The following is a 14,532-nucleotide window of genomic DNA, read 5'->3' as shown; positions in this document are numbered from 1 at the left end:
CGCTGCCCGCCTCTCCTCGAGCGGAGGCATCGCTGACCGTCCCCGTGAGCGGGGTGTCGTAACTCGTAGTGAGTGCCAGAGAGCAACAAGCGGTACAGTGAGACGGGTCGTCGCTGTCCGAGTTGTGGCGTCTTCTCGGCCGGGTCAGATCGGTCGTCGCTGCAGACACGGAGGCCGAATCCGAGCCGGTTACCGACGGAAGCCGGCGGCCGTTGCGAGCCGACCGAACCGGGCGCGGAGCCCGGACCCCGCGACCTCGCGCTCGCGGGCGACGTCCGAGAGGAGGTCCCCGACCCGGTCGCCGAGTTCGTCCCACCGGTGCTGCCGGTCGACGAACGCGACGCCCCGTTCGCCCATCGATCGGCGCCGGTCCGGGTCGGCGGCGAGCTCGCGGAGCGCCGTCGCGACGGCGTCCGGATCGTTCTCGACGGCGAGTCCGGCACTGGATTCTTCGGTGACGGACTCGATTTCCGCGACGGCGCTCGCGACGTACGGCGTCCCAACGGCCATCGTCTCGAGGAATTTCGTCGGTCGCGCGTAATCGAGCGCATGTTCGGTCTTCAGCGGCACCAGACTAATCGCCGACGACGCGACCAGCCCCGGAATCTCCTCGCGAGGGACCGGCCCGTTGATCCGGACGCGGTCGTCGCTATCCAACCGCGAACTGAGCGCCTCGAGTTCCTCCCGGCGTTCGCCGAAGCCGTAGACGACGAGGTCGTGCTCGATCTCGGCGCGTCGAAATCCGCGCAGAAACGGCTCGAAGGCCTGCCCCTCGCCTAACTTCCCCGTGTAAATGATCCGCGGCTCCTCGTCGGTCGCGATCGACGGGTCGAAGAGGTCGTCGTCGACGCCGAACGGAACCGTCTCGATCCTGTCCTCGTCGATATCGTACTCTGACCGGTACTGTGCTGCCATCGTCGGCGTGAGGGCGATGAGTCGGTCGCACCGCTCGATAGCGACCCACTCCATCCACCGCAGCAGCCGGTAGACGAGCGACCGTTCGTCGGTGAACCCGAAATCGACCGCATTCTTGAGCCAGCGGTCGTAGACGTCGACGACGAGCCCGCGCCCGGTCGCCAGCGCCGCGAGGCCGGGAACGAGCGTCGTGTGCGGGCCGATCTGGACGACCACGCAATCGTACTTGCGGCCGTGGACGAGCACGTAGACGGTCGCGAGCACCGAGAAGATGACGTGGTTCAGGATCCGCTCGAGGTCCGTCCGATCGTCGACGGGCTGATAGGTGAACAGGCGCGTGACGGGAACGCCGCCGATCCGATCGGTCGACCACGGGCGATAGCGGCGCTCGAACTCCCCGACGGGGACGGACGGCTGGGGACAGACGACGCGGGATTCGATGGCCTCGGGCGTGTTCCGGAGGAGCTTCTCCCACCGGTGTGCGCCGGCCATCGACTCCGGCGGGAACAGTTGCGAGACGACCAAGACGGACGACTCGTCGGTATCGCCCTCGGCGTCTGCGTCCGCGGCGCTCTCGTCGCGGGCGCGGCTCCGACTCGAGGATGCTGTTGATGCTGACATGCGTAGTGAATCAGGGTTCGATCGGGTTCTCGACGCCGAACTGAAGCAGCTCGACGCCCGCGTCGTCGAACCACGAGCGGTGCTCCTCGAGGGCGGCCACCGTCTCCTCGTGGGGGACCAGTTGGACGACCACGTCGGGCGACTCGCGCTCGAGGACCGAGCGTAATTCGTCGTAGGCCAGCGCGTCGACGTGACGGTCGTAGTGGCGAACGCGGTAGCCGTCCTCGCGAACGTCGGTCACGATCTGCGTCGCGGGGCTATTTCGACGGTCGTCGACGCCCGGTTTGTACGCGGCCCCGAGCGCGACGACCGTCGGGTCCGCGAGCGGGGCGAGCGCCCGGCGGATCTTGCGCGCGGCGACGGCCGGCATCTTGTCGTTGATCCGGCGCGCGGTCGTGATGAGGTTCGTGTGCTCCGGATCGACCTCGTTCAGGAACCACGGATCGATCGGGAGGCAGTGACCGCCGACGCCGATCCCCGGCCGGAGGATGTCGACCCGCGGGTGGTTGTTCGCGAGGTCGATCACTTCGCTCATGGCGACGTCGAGTTCCTCCCCGATCAGCGCGAACTCGTTCGCGAGCGCGACGTTGACATCCCGGTACGTGTTCTCCATGAGCTTGCAGAGTTCGGCCGACAGCAGGTCGGTATAGTAGACGTCACCCTCGAGGAACGGCTCGTAGATCGCCGCGGCGCGTCGCCGGCTCCGCTCGTCGATCCCGCCGATGATGCGGTCGTTAGTGACGAGTTCATCGAAGACGTTTCCCGGGAGGATCCGCTCCGGTGAGTGTGCGAGCTGAATATCCTCGCCCGGCTCGAGCCCGGCGTCCTCGAGGAAAGGCACGACTGTCTCCTCGCAGGTTAGCGGTGGCACCGTCGACTCCACGTTCACGATGTCGCCCGGCTCGAGATACGGCCGGATCGACTCGAGGGCCGCCTCGAGCGCCGAGAGGTCTGGGCTCTTGTTCGGCTCGGTCAGCGGCGTCGGGACCGAGATGACGAACGCGTCGCCGTCGGTCGGCTCGGTCCGCGCCTCGAGGTTTCGCTCGACCGCGTCGGTCGCCAGCAGCGCTTGCAATTCGTCCTCGTCGAGGTTCAGGGTCCCGTCGTTGATCTCCCGGACGAGGCCCCCGTCGATGTCGACCCCGACGACTCGCTTGCCGTTGTTCGCGAGCAACAGCGCCAGCGGCAGGCCGACGAACCCGGTGCCGACGACGACCACGTCCTCGATCGGCTCGATCGCCGGGTCGTCGCAGGCGTTGCGGGTATCGCGGTCACCGCGATTGCCACGATCTCCGTCGCTACCGCCACTGCCACTGTCTGCGGATCGCGCCGACCGCGTCCGCTCGGGCCGCGGCTCACTTGAGGTCATAGTACTCACGCATCCAGTCGATCGTCCGCGGAATCCCTTCCTCGAGGGAGACGCGCTGTTCGTGATCGAGGTCGCGTTTCGCCTTCTCGACGCTGGCTTTCTTGTTGAGCGTGTTGTGCGTCTCGGTCCCTCGGTACTCGACCTGCTCGTCGTCCTTGCCGAGGTAGCCCAGCACCATGTCCGAGAGCTCCTTGATATCGTAGTACTCCTCGCCGGCAATGTTGTACACCTCCCCGGGGCGGAAGGAGTCGATGACGTTCGCGAGCGTGCGTACGGTGTCGTCGATGTACGTGAACGAGCGGTGGTGATCCTCGTAGACGTGGTACGGCAGGTCGTGCAGCGCCCGGTAGCAGAACTTGCAGACGACGCTCCGATACTCACTGTACTTCTCGCCCGGCCCGTACGTATTGAAAAACCGGACCCGGACGGACTCGGTGCCGTGCCGGTCGGCCGCGTTCATGATCTGTTGCTCGTTGACCCACTTCGAGATCGCGTAGTCGTTCAACTGGCGCGGGCCCTCCTCGAGCGGAACGGACTCCTCCATCACGTCGTCGTAATCGCCGTACACCTCGCTGCTCGAGGAGAAGATCAGTCGGAAGTCGTGTTCGGCCTGCAGCCGACACACGTTCTTCGTGCCGACCGCGTTCGACTGCCACATGGTCTCGTAGAAGTCCTCGCCGTTCTTCCGGCCGAACTCCGCGCCGAGGTGGTAGACGTAGTCGAACTCGCGATCCTCGAAGACCCGCTCGAGTTGGCGGTACTCGCTGACGTCACAGCGATAGTACCGGTCGCGTTCGTTCCAGGGGAGGTCGGCCACCCAGACGTCGTGACCGCGTCTTTCGAGTTCGTCTGTCAACGGTGCGCCGATCGCTCCCAGTCCTCCGATTACGAGCACTGATGCCATGTTCTCACGCTCTACAAGCGGTGGTAATTACCTTGCGGCGGTTGGCGTGGCGAAACGGGCCGATATGTTACAGTAGGGTCTCCAAAATCCGGTCCGCGGCGGTGCCGTCCCCGAACGGGTTCGGCCACGCCCCGTCGCGATCGACCATCGCCTCGGCTCCCTCGACGATCGCTGTCCGGTCGGTACCGACCAAGCGGTTCGCGCCGATATCGATCGTCTCCGGCCGTTCGGTGTTGTCGCGGACCGTGAGACACGGCGTCCCCAGGATACACGTCTCCTCCTGGACGCCGCCGGAGTCCGTGATCGCGAGCCGCGCGTGATCTTCGAGGGTCAGGAAGTCGAGGAAATCGAGCGGGGGGACGAGCCGGATCGGATCGGGGACCGATCGGCCGAGTTCCTCGAGGTTCTCTCGCGCTCGCGGGTGAATCGGGTAGACGACCTCGCGGTCGGTCCGGTCCGCAAACTCGCCGACGCCCGCGAGGATGCCCGTGAAGCGGTCAGGATCGTCGACGTTCTCCGCCCGGTGGGCAGTGAGCAGGTAGAACTCGCCGGACTCGAGGTCGCGGTCCTCGAGGACCGTGCTCTTCCGGGTCGCGAGGTCGCGGTGCTGCGAGACGGCGTCGACGATCGTGTTCCCGGTGACGACGACGCGCTCGTCGTCGATCCCCTCCGCCGCGAGCAGCCGGGCCGACTCGTCGGTCGGCGCGAAGCGGTAGTTCGACACGTGATCGGCTAACACCCGATTGATCTCCTCGGGCATGGACCGGTCGAAGCTCCGCAGCCCTGCCTCGATGTGGGCGAGCGAGGGCTCGAGTTTGCTCGCCGCGATCGCGCCGGCCAGCGCCGAGTTCGTGTCACCGTGGACGATCACGTGGTCCGGCCGCGTCTCGGTGAGGATCGATTCGATACCGCGGATCATCTCGGCCGTCTGTGCGCCGTGATCGTCCGAGCCGACCTCGAGGTTGTGCGTCGGCGTCGGTAACTCGAGTTGCTCGAAGAAGACGGTATCGAGCGAGTCCGAGTAGTGTTGTCCGGTGTGGACGACGACGTACGGAACGTCTCGATCGTCGCACGCCCGAATGAGCGGCGAGAGTTTGATGATCTCCGGACGCGTTCCCAGCACGAACGCGATTCTGGGGGCAGCCATGTGTTGCCGCGGTATCACGTCGACCGTAAAGAATCCTCAGTGAGTAATGAGGTGCTTCGCCGCGCTCCCGCTCTATCGAACGTCCCTACCGAGTCCCTACCGCTCGACTGACCGTGGGAGCGGTCTCGCTCCCGCGGGCCGCCTCGTACATCTCGCGGTGGCGGTCGACACAGTGATCCACTGAAAACAGCGTTTCGGCGCGGTTTCGAGCCGCCTCGCCCCGTCGACGCCGTTCCGCGGGAGCGTCGAGCGCGTCGCAGATCGCGCCCGCGAGCGCCGCCGGATCGGCCGGGGGAACGACCCATCCGTGCGTCCCGTCCTCGAGTTGCTCCGGAACGCCGCCGACGCGCGTCGCGACGATTCCCGACTCCATCGCCATGGCCTCCAGTACGGCGATCGGGCACGCCTCCGTCACCGAGGGCAGGACGAACACGTCGAACGACGAGAGGAGTCGCGGCACGTCCGATCGGTGCCCGAGGAATCGCACGGTCTCCTCGAGGTCCAGCCGGGACCGGAGCCGCCCCAATCGCTCGGCGTACCCCCGTCGCGACTCGAGTACCTTCCCGACGATGGGTACGACGACCGGGCCGATTCGATCGCGAACGCGCGCGATCGCCCGAAGCAAGTACTCGTGGCCCTTGACCGGGTTGACGTTGCCGACGGTGCCGACGATCGGCACGCTCTCGGCGACTCCCAACTCCTCGCGGAGCGACCGCTCGCCGGCCGCCACCGTCGTCGGATCGAACTCGGCCACGTCGACCGGCGGGTACACCGTCCGCGACCGGACCTGCCCGTCGAAGAAGTAGTCGCCGACCGCGTCCGCGGCGAGCGCGATCTCGTCCGCGGTGGCTCGAGCGAGGCAGGCCATCCCGCGGGCGAGCGGTCGCGGGGTACCGGTATCGTTGAAGAACCAAGCCAGCGGCGTGTCCGTGCGTCGGGCGGCGATGGCGGCCGGGAACGAGAGCGTCATGCTCGCGTGGACCACGTCGATATCCCGGCGCTCGATCGCCGCCGCGAGCCGGGCGATCGACGGGAGCAGCCGGGCGGCAAAGCGCGCGTTCGCGAGCACGTTCCGGGGTGGCCGTAACTGCGGCGGACCGGGTCGGACGACCTCGAAGCCGCGGTCGGCTGCCATTCGTTCGAACGCGTCGTCGCCGTCCGGCAGGTGAAACACCGTCTCGATACCGCGGTCGCGCAGTCCCTCCGCGACGGCCAGCGACCGGCGCTGGGGACCGCCCACGCGAGGGTCGGCGAGGCTATTGAGAACCCGCATTCGTGCTCGGTGCGTTCGATCCGAACCAGCATAAAACGTACCGACGGGCCGCGAGAGAACTCGGCACCTACGTCCAGTCGACGCCACGAGAGACGGCCGTAAGGCGACGCTATGCCGACTCGAGGCGGACGGCTTACGTATATCCGAGATCGCGGAGCCGCTGTTCGGCCCCGTCCGAGAGCGACACCTGTTCACCGGCGACGGCGCCTTCCGCCAGCCGCTCGAGCCGTTGCTCCGCCTCGCGTTCGGAGAACGACGGCTCGCCGTAGCGACTCGCGCCGCCGTCGGCGTACGCGCCGACCGCAGTCGGGAGGTTCCGGCGGACGTACCCCCGCTTCGCGCTCGCGACCGTCTTCCCGGCGAGGACGAGCAGCCGCTCGGGAAGCGACGTCCGGGCGAACGCGTAGCCCCCGTCGGCGTCCCAGAGGCCCTCGTAGTGGAGCGATCCGGAGCCGAACGGCAGCGACGACGGCAGCACCCGGTTCTCGTACGTGCAGGGTCGGGGCTCGTTCGTGAGCGACCGCACCGCCGATCTGCCGTCGAACTGCGCCCGGTCGCTCGGCTCCTCGACGCCGAGCACGTCGAGGACCGTCGGGAGCAGGTCGGCGTGGTGGAACACGGCATCGTCGACCGCGGTCGTCGGCAGGTCCGGATGGAACAGCGCCGTCGGCACGTAGACAAGTTCGGGCCGCATCGGCGAGCTGTGCCCGAGTTCGCCGCCTTCGCCGAGCAACTCGCCGTGGTCCGAGGTGTAGACGACGAGCGTGTCATCGAGACGCCCCGTCTTCTCGAGGCGACGCAGCCGCTCGGAGAAGAGTTCCGCGTCCAGTTCGACGCTCCGCCGATACTCCTCCCGGAGGGTCGCCGTGTCGGCCGCTCGCCGCCGCCGGAAGTAGTCCGATGCGGTCCCCGAGAAGTCGCCGTACGGCGCGTGGCCGCCAGGCCCCCGCTCCATCGCGACGAACGGCGACTCGAGGCCCTCGAGCGGGTCGTCGACGGCCGGCGGCTCGACGCCGAGGACGGTGTGGATCGGGTCGACGGCGTTGCCGTGTTCCCGTTCGGCGTACGCGAAGATCGAGTTAACGAAGCGCGTCTCGCGTCCCGGAACGTCGAACAGTCGGAAGGCGTCGGCCGACAGTCGGTGGTTGAACGTCACGACCCCGTGAGTCGTCGGGTAGCGGCCGGTCGCGAGCGAGGCGAACGAACTCGGGCTGTGCGTCGAGGCGCTTACCGACCGCACCGTGGCCGCCCGGTCGGTCACCCGATCGGGCACGGCGTCCCATCGCACGGCATCGCCGACGTAGACGAATACGTTCTCGACATCGAGCGACTCGAGGGCCCGCTCGAGCGTACGGCTGGATGACATCATCGCCCCGTATCATCCGCTCCGTAACGAAAGCTTCGGTGAAATGTGTCCCTTATCTCCATTGGAAATCGGTTGTATGGGTATCTGACTGAATACTCGGTCGGAGGCCGCGACACGGACACCGGAGGAAACCGGTCCTAGAGCGGTATTCCGCTCGTATCCAGCGGAACGTTCCGCCGCACAGTCGATCGGAACCGGGACGATTGAACGAACAGACAGAGGAAATAAACGCCAGCGCCGACGGCGACGAGCACGGCGAGGGACACGTATTCGTTGAGCAACGGCCCGCGGCTCGTTTCGAGACGGGTCCCCGCGTAGACGACGGCGGACATCACGCCGGCGGACAGCCACTGATACGCTATTTCCCGTCCCGGGATCGTCAGCGGGAGTTCCGCGTTGAGGTAATGTGCTGCCAACGCGAACCCGATCACGGCCGAGAGCGCGGTCGCGACCGCGGCACCGGTCCAGCCGTAGAGAGAGATCAGCACGACGTTGAGTACGATATTGCTCGCTACGAACGCAATGTTCGTTCGGAACGAGAGGTCGGGGCGGTCGATGGCGTTGAGGGCGTTTACCAGTTGGCGCTGATAACTGTAAATGAGAACGGCCGCGACGAGGATCCACATAACGGTCGCTCCGGCGGCGAACTCGTCACCGTAGATCCCTAGGATCCGATCACCGAGTAAGACGCTTCCACAGAGCCCGGGGATCAGAAAGAGACCCGTATACGCGATCGAGACGTTGACCAGGTCGGCTATCGTCCCCGTCTCGTCCTCGGCCGAGAGTTTGCTCATCTCCGGGAAGAGCGTGGCCTTGATCGAGGAGCCGAAGATATCGAGGAGTTTGGCGATCGACCACGCCACGGAGTAAATACCGATCAACCCGGACGGCACGAACGCACCCAGTACGAGGATGTCGGCGTTGCTGAACGAGCGCGCCCGGAGCGAACCGAGCCACGAGAATTTGGCGAAGTCGAAGACGCTGACGAAGTGACGTCGCCTCGGAATGCCGTAGTTCACGGAGAACAGAACGAACGTGATCGCGCCGGCACAGAGACCGGCGACCGCGTAGCCGACGAACATGCCGATCAGCCCGTATCCGACGGCGACGAGTCCGACCTGTAGCAGGGCCTGACCGAGTTTTCGACCCAGAGAGACGAAACCCGAGACGTGAACGAGGCGGTACCCGTTCAGCACGGCGATAGCGAACTCGAAGAACAGACTGGCGAAAAAGAGCAACACGATCAGGCTCGCGGCCTGCACGCCGACGTATGCGTTCAGCTGTTCTCTGAACAGGAGTATCGCCGCGGACAGCGCCGCGATCGGAACCGCGAGCATCACTGCACCGGCGACGACGAATGCCCCCCGTTCGTCCCCTTCGCTAAGGCGTTTCGTGACCGCGGTCGTGATCCCGAACTGTCCCCCTATCTTCAACCAGAGGACGACCGCTATCGCCAGCGTGTAGACGCCGTATCTCTCCGCACCGAGCACTCGAGCGAAGTACACCGTCGAGAGGAACCCGATCACCGTGGCCGCGACCGTCGTCCCGTAGTAGACGAGCGAGGTTTGACCGATCTTCATCGTTCACCGGATACCCATTCTACCGACGTCAAAGGGAGGTGCCCGAACAGGGTCGCGAAGGAATGGCATTTTGCTGTCGGCCGTAACGCAACGCCGGTATAAAGGAAATGGCCGATAGAGATGACTGCTGATACGGAAAGCCGTTCCTACCGAAATCGAATCATGTCCGTAACTCGTACTCGCGGAATGATGCGGGGAAAACACTAAACGTAATTGTCTCGTCTCTCGGCGTACTCAAGTGGTTCCGAAGTGGCGACATCCGGTGCGGAATCTGGAGCGAAACACATGAACGTACTGGGATTTACGGCCCACCGAGCAGAGAAGTTCCGACAACCGTTCGAAACCCTCGGCGGGAGGTGTGACTACATCTCCGTCGCGGACCGAAACGGGTTCGACCGGTACAAGACGATGCTGCTCACGGGTGCTCACACGATCAGACGCGAGCGGCCGGACGTCCTCTTGGCGAACGGAGCGGACCTCGTCGGATTCGTCGCGATCCTTCTCGGGATGGTCTACGATACGCCCGTCGTGATCCGTCACGGAGGGGACCTGTGGCGACAACGCACCGAGAAGCGACGAGAGCAGTTACGGCGGCGGGATTATTTCGGCTATCTCAGTTTCCGCGGTCTCACGGTTCTGAACGCGATCACGTATCGTCTGGCAGACGGGTATATCGTCGTCTCCGAAGAGTTACGAGAGATAACGCACGAGAACACCTCGTGTCCGCGATCCCGGATCAAGGTCGTTCCACCGCATATCGAGGTCGACCGGTTCGAGCCCGGCGAGCAGCGAACGGCAGCGTGCACGCCCGACGCCGAAAACGTCGTCCTTACGGTCACGAACCTGCGATACCAGGGGAAGTTTCGAGGGGCTCGAGACTGCGTCGACGAAATAACCGGTCTCCTCCGGGAGGACCCCGACACCGCATATATCATCGCGGGAGGCGGGTTGTACTACGACGAACTCGTACGGTACGTCGAGGAGGTATCATCTCCCCCGGTCAGGGACCGCATTCACACGCCGGGCCACGTCAACGATATCGAAGCGCTGTACGAACTCTCGGACGCGTTCGTGTACATCTCGTACATCGACGGCTACCCGAACGTCGTTCTGGAAGCGCAGGCGGCGGGCCTGCCGGTCATCTCGAACCCGGCCCACGGGATGCCGATGCAGATCGACCACGGTGAGACCGGGTTCCTGGTTGACCCGTCTACCGAGGGCTCGATACGGGAGCCACTCGAACACCTCTTCGAACGGCCGGACGTGAGCAGACGGATCGGCACGCAGTCGATCGAACGCGTTCGTCGGGAGAACACCGCAGAAGCGATCGCCACGGAACTCGTCGACGCGATTGGAGAGATCCATGCGCGGGTATAGCGCGATCCGAGAGGGGCGGCTCCAGCGGCTCCTGCTCGGACTCTCACTCGTCCTCTCGCTCGCCTCGGTTATCCACGTCCTCTCGACGCCACCGGCATCGGGGTACGAGACGTCAGTCACTTCGGCGTACTCGATGGAACTCTTCGGAGCCGTCGCCGTCAGTTCGTTGCTCGGGATATTCGTGGACGCCACCTCCGAGCGCAAACGCTACTGGTGGAAGTTCCTGATCCCGCTCTTCGTTTCGTATCTCCTCCTGTTCTGCTTGCCGCTGTTCCGCGGCTACGCGCTCTACGGCCGCGGCAACTCGGACGTCCTGTTTCATCTCGGTGAAGCGCGAACGATCGTGAACACTGGGTTCATAAGCCCTGATAACTGGTATCCCGTGATTCACATCCTGCTCGCCGTTCTCGAGCAGTTCGGAATCTCCCTCGAGCAGGGCAGGTATCTCGTCCCGCTCCTCTTTTTCGGCATGTATCTCGGCTTCGTGTCGCTCTACGCCGACCGCGTCGCGTCCGACTCAACGGAATCGATCGTCCTGATCGGTTGTGCGCTCCCGTTGCTGTTCGGACGATTCCATCTGAGCCTCCATCCGTCCGTCCTCTCGTTTTTCGTTGCTCCGGTATTCCTCTATCTGCTGGAGTCACATCGCGGTGCGAGAGAGCAGCGGCGATTTACCGCCCTCTCGCTCGTCTTCGCCTCGTTCGTTCTCTTTTTCCATCCGATCACGACCCTGTTAGTCGCCGTCCTCATCGTTGCGTATACGGTCTCACCGCGGCTTACGCGGATGGTTCGTCGCACGACACCGACGACGGATCGACGGACCGCGACGGTATTCCTCTTCGTTCTCGTCGGGTTTTCGGCGTGGTATACACGGTTCGAGCGGCTCGGGACCAATTTGGTCCAGTTTATCGCTCCGGCGCTCCGCACGCGGAAATCGGCGGCCGAGGCACAGCAAGCCGAAGCGATGGGGCTGAAGCCGACCGAACTGGTCGTGCAATTCCTCGAGATGTACGGTTCGATAGCCGTCTACGCGCTCCTCTCGGGTCTGTTCTTCGTCGCCGTCACCGTCGCCGTCGCGAACCGAACTGCGAAGCGACGCGACCTGGACATCGCCGTCCAGTTGATCGCCGGCGGCGGGATCGCCATCGTATTGGTTTTTTACTTCACGATGAGCCCGACTCGGGGGTTCCGATATCTGATACTCGCGATGACGCTCGCGGTCGGCCTTCTCCTATCGCGGCGGTACGGACGGGAACAGCGCCGCGGGTTCGCACACGTCGGCGCTATCGGCGTTCTCCTCGTGTTGCTGGTCACGTTCCTCGCGGTCGGCGGTCTCTACACGGATCACAACCACCTCACGCACTCCGAAGCATCGGGAGCGGCACACACCATCGAGACGGCGACCGGCAAGTACGAGACCGCGTCGTATAGCACGTCTCGAGATATCGCTTGGTACTCGCTCGGCTACCGTAGCGCGACCGAACGAGACGTTCAGCCGTTCCGAGGCGGCGGGACCGAAACGGAGCCACCGCCGTCGCTTGGGTACGGTGACGACGACGACCGGTTGGGGGACGCCTTCGAAACGTATCCCCAGTACCTGTTCCTGACGGAACACGACCGACGAGCCCCGTACAACGGGTCCGAAAGCGCGTACACCGAATCCGAGCACGCCCGGTTAGCGGACGATCGAGCAGCGAACAAAGTCTACGAGAACGGGGAGACGGAACTCTGGGTGATTGACCCGGCCGATCGTCAGTGACGGTGTCCCGGTTCGGCCAGTTCGCCTCGCATCGGGTACACGGTGTTCTGCTCATGGGAGCGTGTTCGTAGGGGTGCCGTACTCGACGGACGGACCTGTGATTTTTTGCCCCATTTCGGTCATCACGGGAGTATGCGTCCGCTCGCGATGATGCAGCGCGCTCTCGATTCTCCGGAGCACGCTGCCAGATACCTGAATCGGCTGTATCACACCCTCGTTCACGGGGACGAGCACTATCGGAACGGGGTCGCGGTATTGGGAGAAGACTGGGACAATCTGATACTCCTCGACGGGTGCCGGTACGACACGTTCGCTCGACACGTCGACTGGGACGGCGCTCTCGACTCTCGGTACTCGCGCGGCTCGAGCACTGTCGAATTTCTCCGGGCGAACGTTGCGAACGAGACCCTGAACGATACCGTATACGTCACTGCGAACCCGCAGTTTCACCGCCATCGAGACGAACTGGAAGCGGAGTTCCACGCTCGTATCGACGTCTGGAAGGACGACGGGTGGGACGAAGAGTACAAGACCGTCCTGCCCGAGACGGTCGCGGAATACGCGCTCTCGGCCGCCGAAGAGTATCCGCAAAAGCGTCTCCTCGTTCACTTCATTCAGCCGCACTATCCGTTTATCGGCTCGAAGACGTCGTTCGATAAGCGACAACTTCACAGTGACGACGAGCGACCCGCGTTCTGGAACGAGGTCTTCACCGGCCAACTGGATCTCACCGCCGAGGATATCCGACCGTTGTACGACGAGAACCTTCGCTTGACGCTCCCGTCCGTCGAAGAGTTACTCGCCGAACTGCGAGGAAAGACGGTCGTCACCGCGGACCACGGCAACGCTATCGGCGAGCGGTCGTTTCCGATCCCGATTCGGGAGTGGGGGCATCCGCAGGGAGTGTACATGGAAGAGACCGTGAAGGTTCCCTGGTTCGTGTGGGAAAACGGTGACCGAAAGGAGTACTGCGCCGATTCGACGCCCGATTCACGCGACCGAGGCGATTCCGCAGTCGTCGAAGAACGGTTACAAGAACTCGGCTACCGGACGTGAGCGTCCGCGAGCGGTGCGAAACAGCACAACGGCTCCCGTATGAGACGGTGAAACCGAAACCGGTCGTGCGAAGCCAGCCCGCTCTATGCGGACGACACCGCCCCGTCATCGACATCGATCCACAGGTACGTCGAGTAATCGGCGTTCTCGAGCGACGGATTCGCCGGCACGTCACCGTCGAGATACACGAGCCAGACGAACCTGACGGCATCACCGGTCGCAGCCGGCGTGATGTTATGAGAGTAACGCCACGTCTGGCCGTGATTGAGCTGGGCCTCGAACCGAGTGAGTTCGCGTTGTTCGACGACCGTTTCGTTCCCGTCGCCGTCGAGATTCTGTTGAGCGACGACGACGGTGTAGTCGACGGGCCGTCGTTCGTCGTTGTCGATCTCGAAAACGAGTTCCTGGGACTCGTTGAGACCGATAGTCGAGGGGTAGTCGCCGGTGACGAGTTCGCCGTCGTCCTCGGTCAGAACGGCCACTTCGGAGAACCGCTCGCCGCCCGACGGCGTCGCCACCGAGTATCCGACGCCGCCGACGGCGAACAGGACCGTGACGACGAGCAAGACGTTCAACGCTGCATCAGCTCTCGAATCGGGGCCACGTAGTACCGTCCGACTCGCGGCGATCCACCGTCGATACGGGACTCGAAACCGATTTCGTGGCGGGAGTTCCCGCCGACGGGCCGCGGCGATCGCCGTCGCACCGACCGCCGCTCCGCTCACGGCGAGCAGTACCGGGCCGAGGCGAACTCCCCACGGCGTGTAATTCAGCGCGAGCCCCGCCAGTGTGACGATCGCGACGCTCGAGCCGAGCGAGAGGACGGCGCGTTCGGGTCCGCCGATCGCAGTTGGCGGCGATTCGGTACGAAACCGATCGCGACCCTCAGCGGCGTCCGTCGCGCTGTCGGGGCCGGCTGAATCGTCGGCTTCGGGAAAGAGTGCTGCGACGAGCGCGTATCCCGGAACGAACAGCACGAACGCGAGCCCGAGCGGGATTCGGACGGCGGTCTCTCTCACGATCGGTGCGAAGACGGCCACGTTCGTCGCGACGATCACGCCGACGACGGCGACGAGGTCGGCTGGCGTTTCGCGGACCGATCGCGGGAGCAACTTCCACAGTGTACCGGACACTGTCATCGATATCGACTAGCGACGGGGGACTT

11 protein-coding genes are annotated in these 14,532 nt (G+C 64.6%); 3 read left to right on the top strand and 8 right to left on the bottom strand.

Going from position 1 to position 14,532, the window contains the following annotated elements; all coding sequences use genetic code 11:
* Positions 1-189 precede the first annotated feature (189 nt).
* The 7 genes from HYG81_RS22680 to HYG81_RS22650 form a co-directional block, all read right to left on the bottom strand.
* Positions 190-1,536 (bottom strand): glycosyltransferase family 4 protein, encoded by a 1,347-nt coding sequence (locus tag HYG81_RS22680; RefSeq protein WP_180841954.1) that lies wholly within the window; start codon positions 1,534-1,536, stop codon positions 190-192.
* Positions 1,537-1,546: 10 nt separating this feature from the next.
* The gene (locus HYG81_RS22675; RefSeq protein ID WP_180841953.1) at positions 1,547-2,905 is read right to left on the bottom strand and encodes a nucleotide sugar dehydrogenase; all 1,359 of its coding nucleotides are present in this window, start codon (positions 2,903-2,905) and stop codon (positions 1,547-1,549) included.
* The gene (locus HYG81_RS22670; RefSeq protein ID WP_180841952.1) at positions 2,892-3,809 is read right to left on the bottom strand and encodes an NAD-dependent epimerase/dehydratase family protein; all 918 of its coding nucleotides are present in this window, start codon (positions 3,807-3,809) and stop codon (positions 2,892-2,894) included. Before HYG81_RS22670 ends, HYG81_RS22675 begins: the two co-directional genes overlap by 14 nt.
* Before the next feature lie 67 nt (positions 3,810-3,876).
* The gene (wecB, locus tag HYG81_RS22665) at positions 3,877-4,956 is read right to left on the bottom strand and encodes a non-hydrolyzing UDP-N-acetylglucosamine 2-epimerase (RefSeq protein WP_180841951.1); all 1,080 of its coding nucleotides are present in this window, start codon (positions 4,954-4,956) and stop codon (positions 3,877-3,879) included.
* Between the two features lie 85 nt (positions 4,957-5,041).
* Positions 5,042-6,229 carry a glycosyltransferase gene (locus tag HYG81_RS22660; RefSeq protein ID WP_180841950.1) on the bottom strand — a complete coding sequence of 396 codons (1,188 nt, stop codon included), beginning with the start codon at positions 6,227-6,229 and terminating at the stop codon, positions 5,042-5,044.
* Positions 6,230-6,362: 133 nt separating this feature from the next.
* Positions 6,363-7,598: a sulfatase-like hydrolase/transferase gene (locus HYG81_RS22655; RefSeq protein ID WP_219628710.1), complete on the bottom strand. Its 1,236-nt coding sequence runs from the start codon at positions 7,596-7,598 to the stop codon at positions 6,363-6,365.
* A gap of 134 nt (positions 7,599-7,732) precedes the next feature.
* Complete coding sequence (locus tag HYG81_RS22650; protein WP_180841948.1) at positions 7,733-9,175, bottom strand: oligosaccharide flippase family protein; 1,443 nt, start codon at positions 9,173-9,175, stop codon at positions 7,733-7,735.
* Between the two features lie 285 nt (positions 9,176-9,460).
* Between HYG81_RS22650 and HYG81_RS22645 the strand changes: the two genes are divergently transcribed.
* The 3 genes from HYG81_RS22645 to HYG81_RS22635 all read left to right on the top strand — a co-directional run bounded on the left by HYG81_RS22645 (position 9,461) and on the right by HYG81_RS22635 (position 13,367).
* Positions 9,461-10,552, top strand: a complete 1,092-nt coding sequence (locus tag HYG81_RS22645) for a glycosyltransferase family 4 protein (RefSeq protein ID WP_180841947.1) — start codon at positions 9,461-9,463, stop codon at positions 10,550-10,552.
* Positions 10,539-12,311: a hypothetical protein gene (locus HYG81_RS22640; protein WP_180841946.1), complete on the top strand. Its 1,773-nt coding sequence runs from the start codon at positions 10,539-10,541 to the stop codon at positions 12,309-12,311. Before HYG81_RS22645 ends, HYG81_RS22640 begins: the two co-directional genes overlap by 14 nt.
* 132 nt (positions 12,312-12,443) lie before the next feature.
* Positions 12,444-13,367 carry an alkaline phosphatase family protein gene (locus tag HYG81_RS22635; protein ID WP_180841945.1) on the top strand — a complete coding sequence of 308 codons (924 nt, stop codon included), beginning with the start codon at positions 12,444-12,446 and terminating at the stop codon, positions 13,365-13,367.
* 83 nt (positions 13,368-13,450) lie between these two features.
* Here HYG81_RS22635 and HYG81_RS22630 read toward each other — a convergent pair whose 3' ends face one another.
* Complete coding sequence (locus HYG81_RS22630) at positions 13,451-14,506, bottom strand: DUF1616 domain-containing protein (RefSeq protein WP_180841944.1); 1,056 nt, start codon at positions 14,504-14,506, stop codon at positions 13,451-13,453.
* Positions 14,507-14,532 lie beyond the last annotated feature (26 nt).

The organism is Natrinema zhouii, from assembly GCF_013456555.2.
In the GTDB taxonomy this organism is placed as follows: Archaea; Halobacteriota; Halobacteria; order Halobacteriales; family Natrialbaceae; genus Natrinema; species Natrinema zhouii.
The sequence above is the reverse complement of the archived record's forward strand: the minus strand, read 5'-3'. Positions and strand labels throughout refer to the sequence as shown.

Bases quoted from the DNA above. Each gene is read 5' to 3' on its own strand.
- HYG81_RS22680 (WP_180841954.1), bottom strand. From the start codon at position 1,536: ATGTCAGCATCAACAGCATCCTCGAGTCGGAGCCGCGCCCGCGACGAG.
- HYG81_RS22675 (WP_180841953.1), bottom strand. From the start codon at position 2,905: ATGACCTCAAGTGAGCCGCGGCCCGAGCGGACGCGGTCGGCGCGATCC.
- HYG81_RS22670 (WP_180841952.1), bottom strand. From the start codon at position 3,809: ATGGCATCAGTGCTCGTAATCGGAGGACTGGGAGCGATCGGCGCACCG.
- wecB (WP_180841951.1), bottom strand. From the start codon at position 4,956: ATGGCTGCCCCCAGAATCGCGTTCGTGCTGGGAACGCGTCCGGAGATC.
- HYG81_RS22660 (WP_180841950.1), bottom strand. From the start codon at position 6,229: ATGCGGGTTCTCAATAGCCTCGCCGACCCTCGCGTGGGCGGTCCCCAG.
- HYG81_RS22655 (WP_219628710.1), bottom strand. From the start codon at position 7,598: ATGATGTCATCCAGCCGTACGCTCGAGCGGGCCCTCGAGTCGCTCGAT.
- HYG81_RS22650 (WP_180841948.1), bottom strand. From the start codon at position 9,175: ATGAAGATCGGTCAAACCTCGCTCGTCTACTACGGGACGACGGTCGCG.
- HYG81_RS22645 (WP_180841947.1), top strand. From the start codon at position 9,461: ATGAACGTACTGGGATTTACGGCCCACCGAGCAGAGAAGTTCCGACAA.
- HYG81_RS22640 (WP_180841946.1), top strand. From the start codon at position 10,539: ATGCGCGGGTATAGCGCGATCCGAGAGGGGCGGCTCCAGCGGCTCCTG.
- HYG81_RS22635 (WP_180841945.1), top strand. From the start codon at position 12,444: ATGCGTCCGCTCGCGATGATGCAGCGCGCTCTCGATTCTCCGGAGCAC.
- HYG81_RS22630 (WP_180841944.1), bottom strand. From the start codon at position 14,506: ATGACAGTGTCCGGTACACTGTGGAAGTTGCTCCCGCGATCGGTCCGC.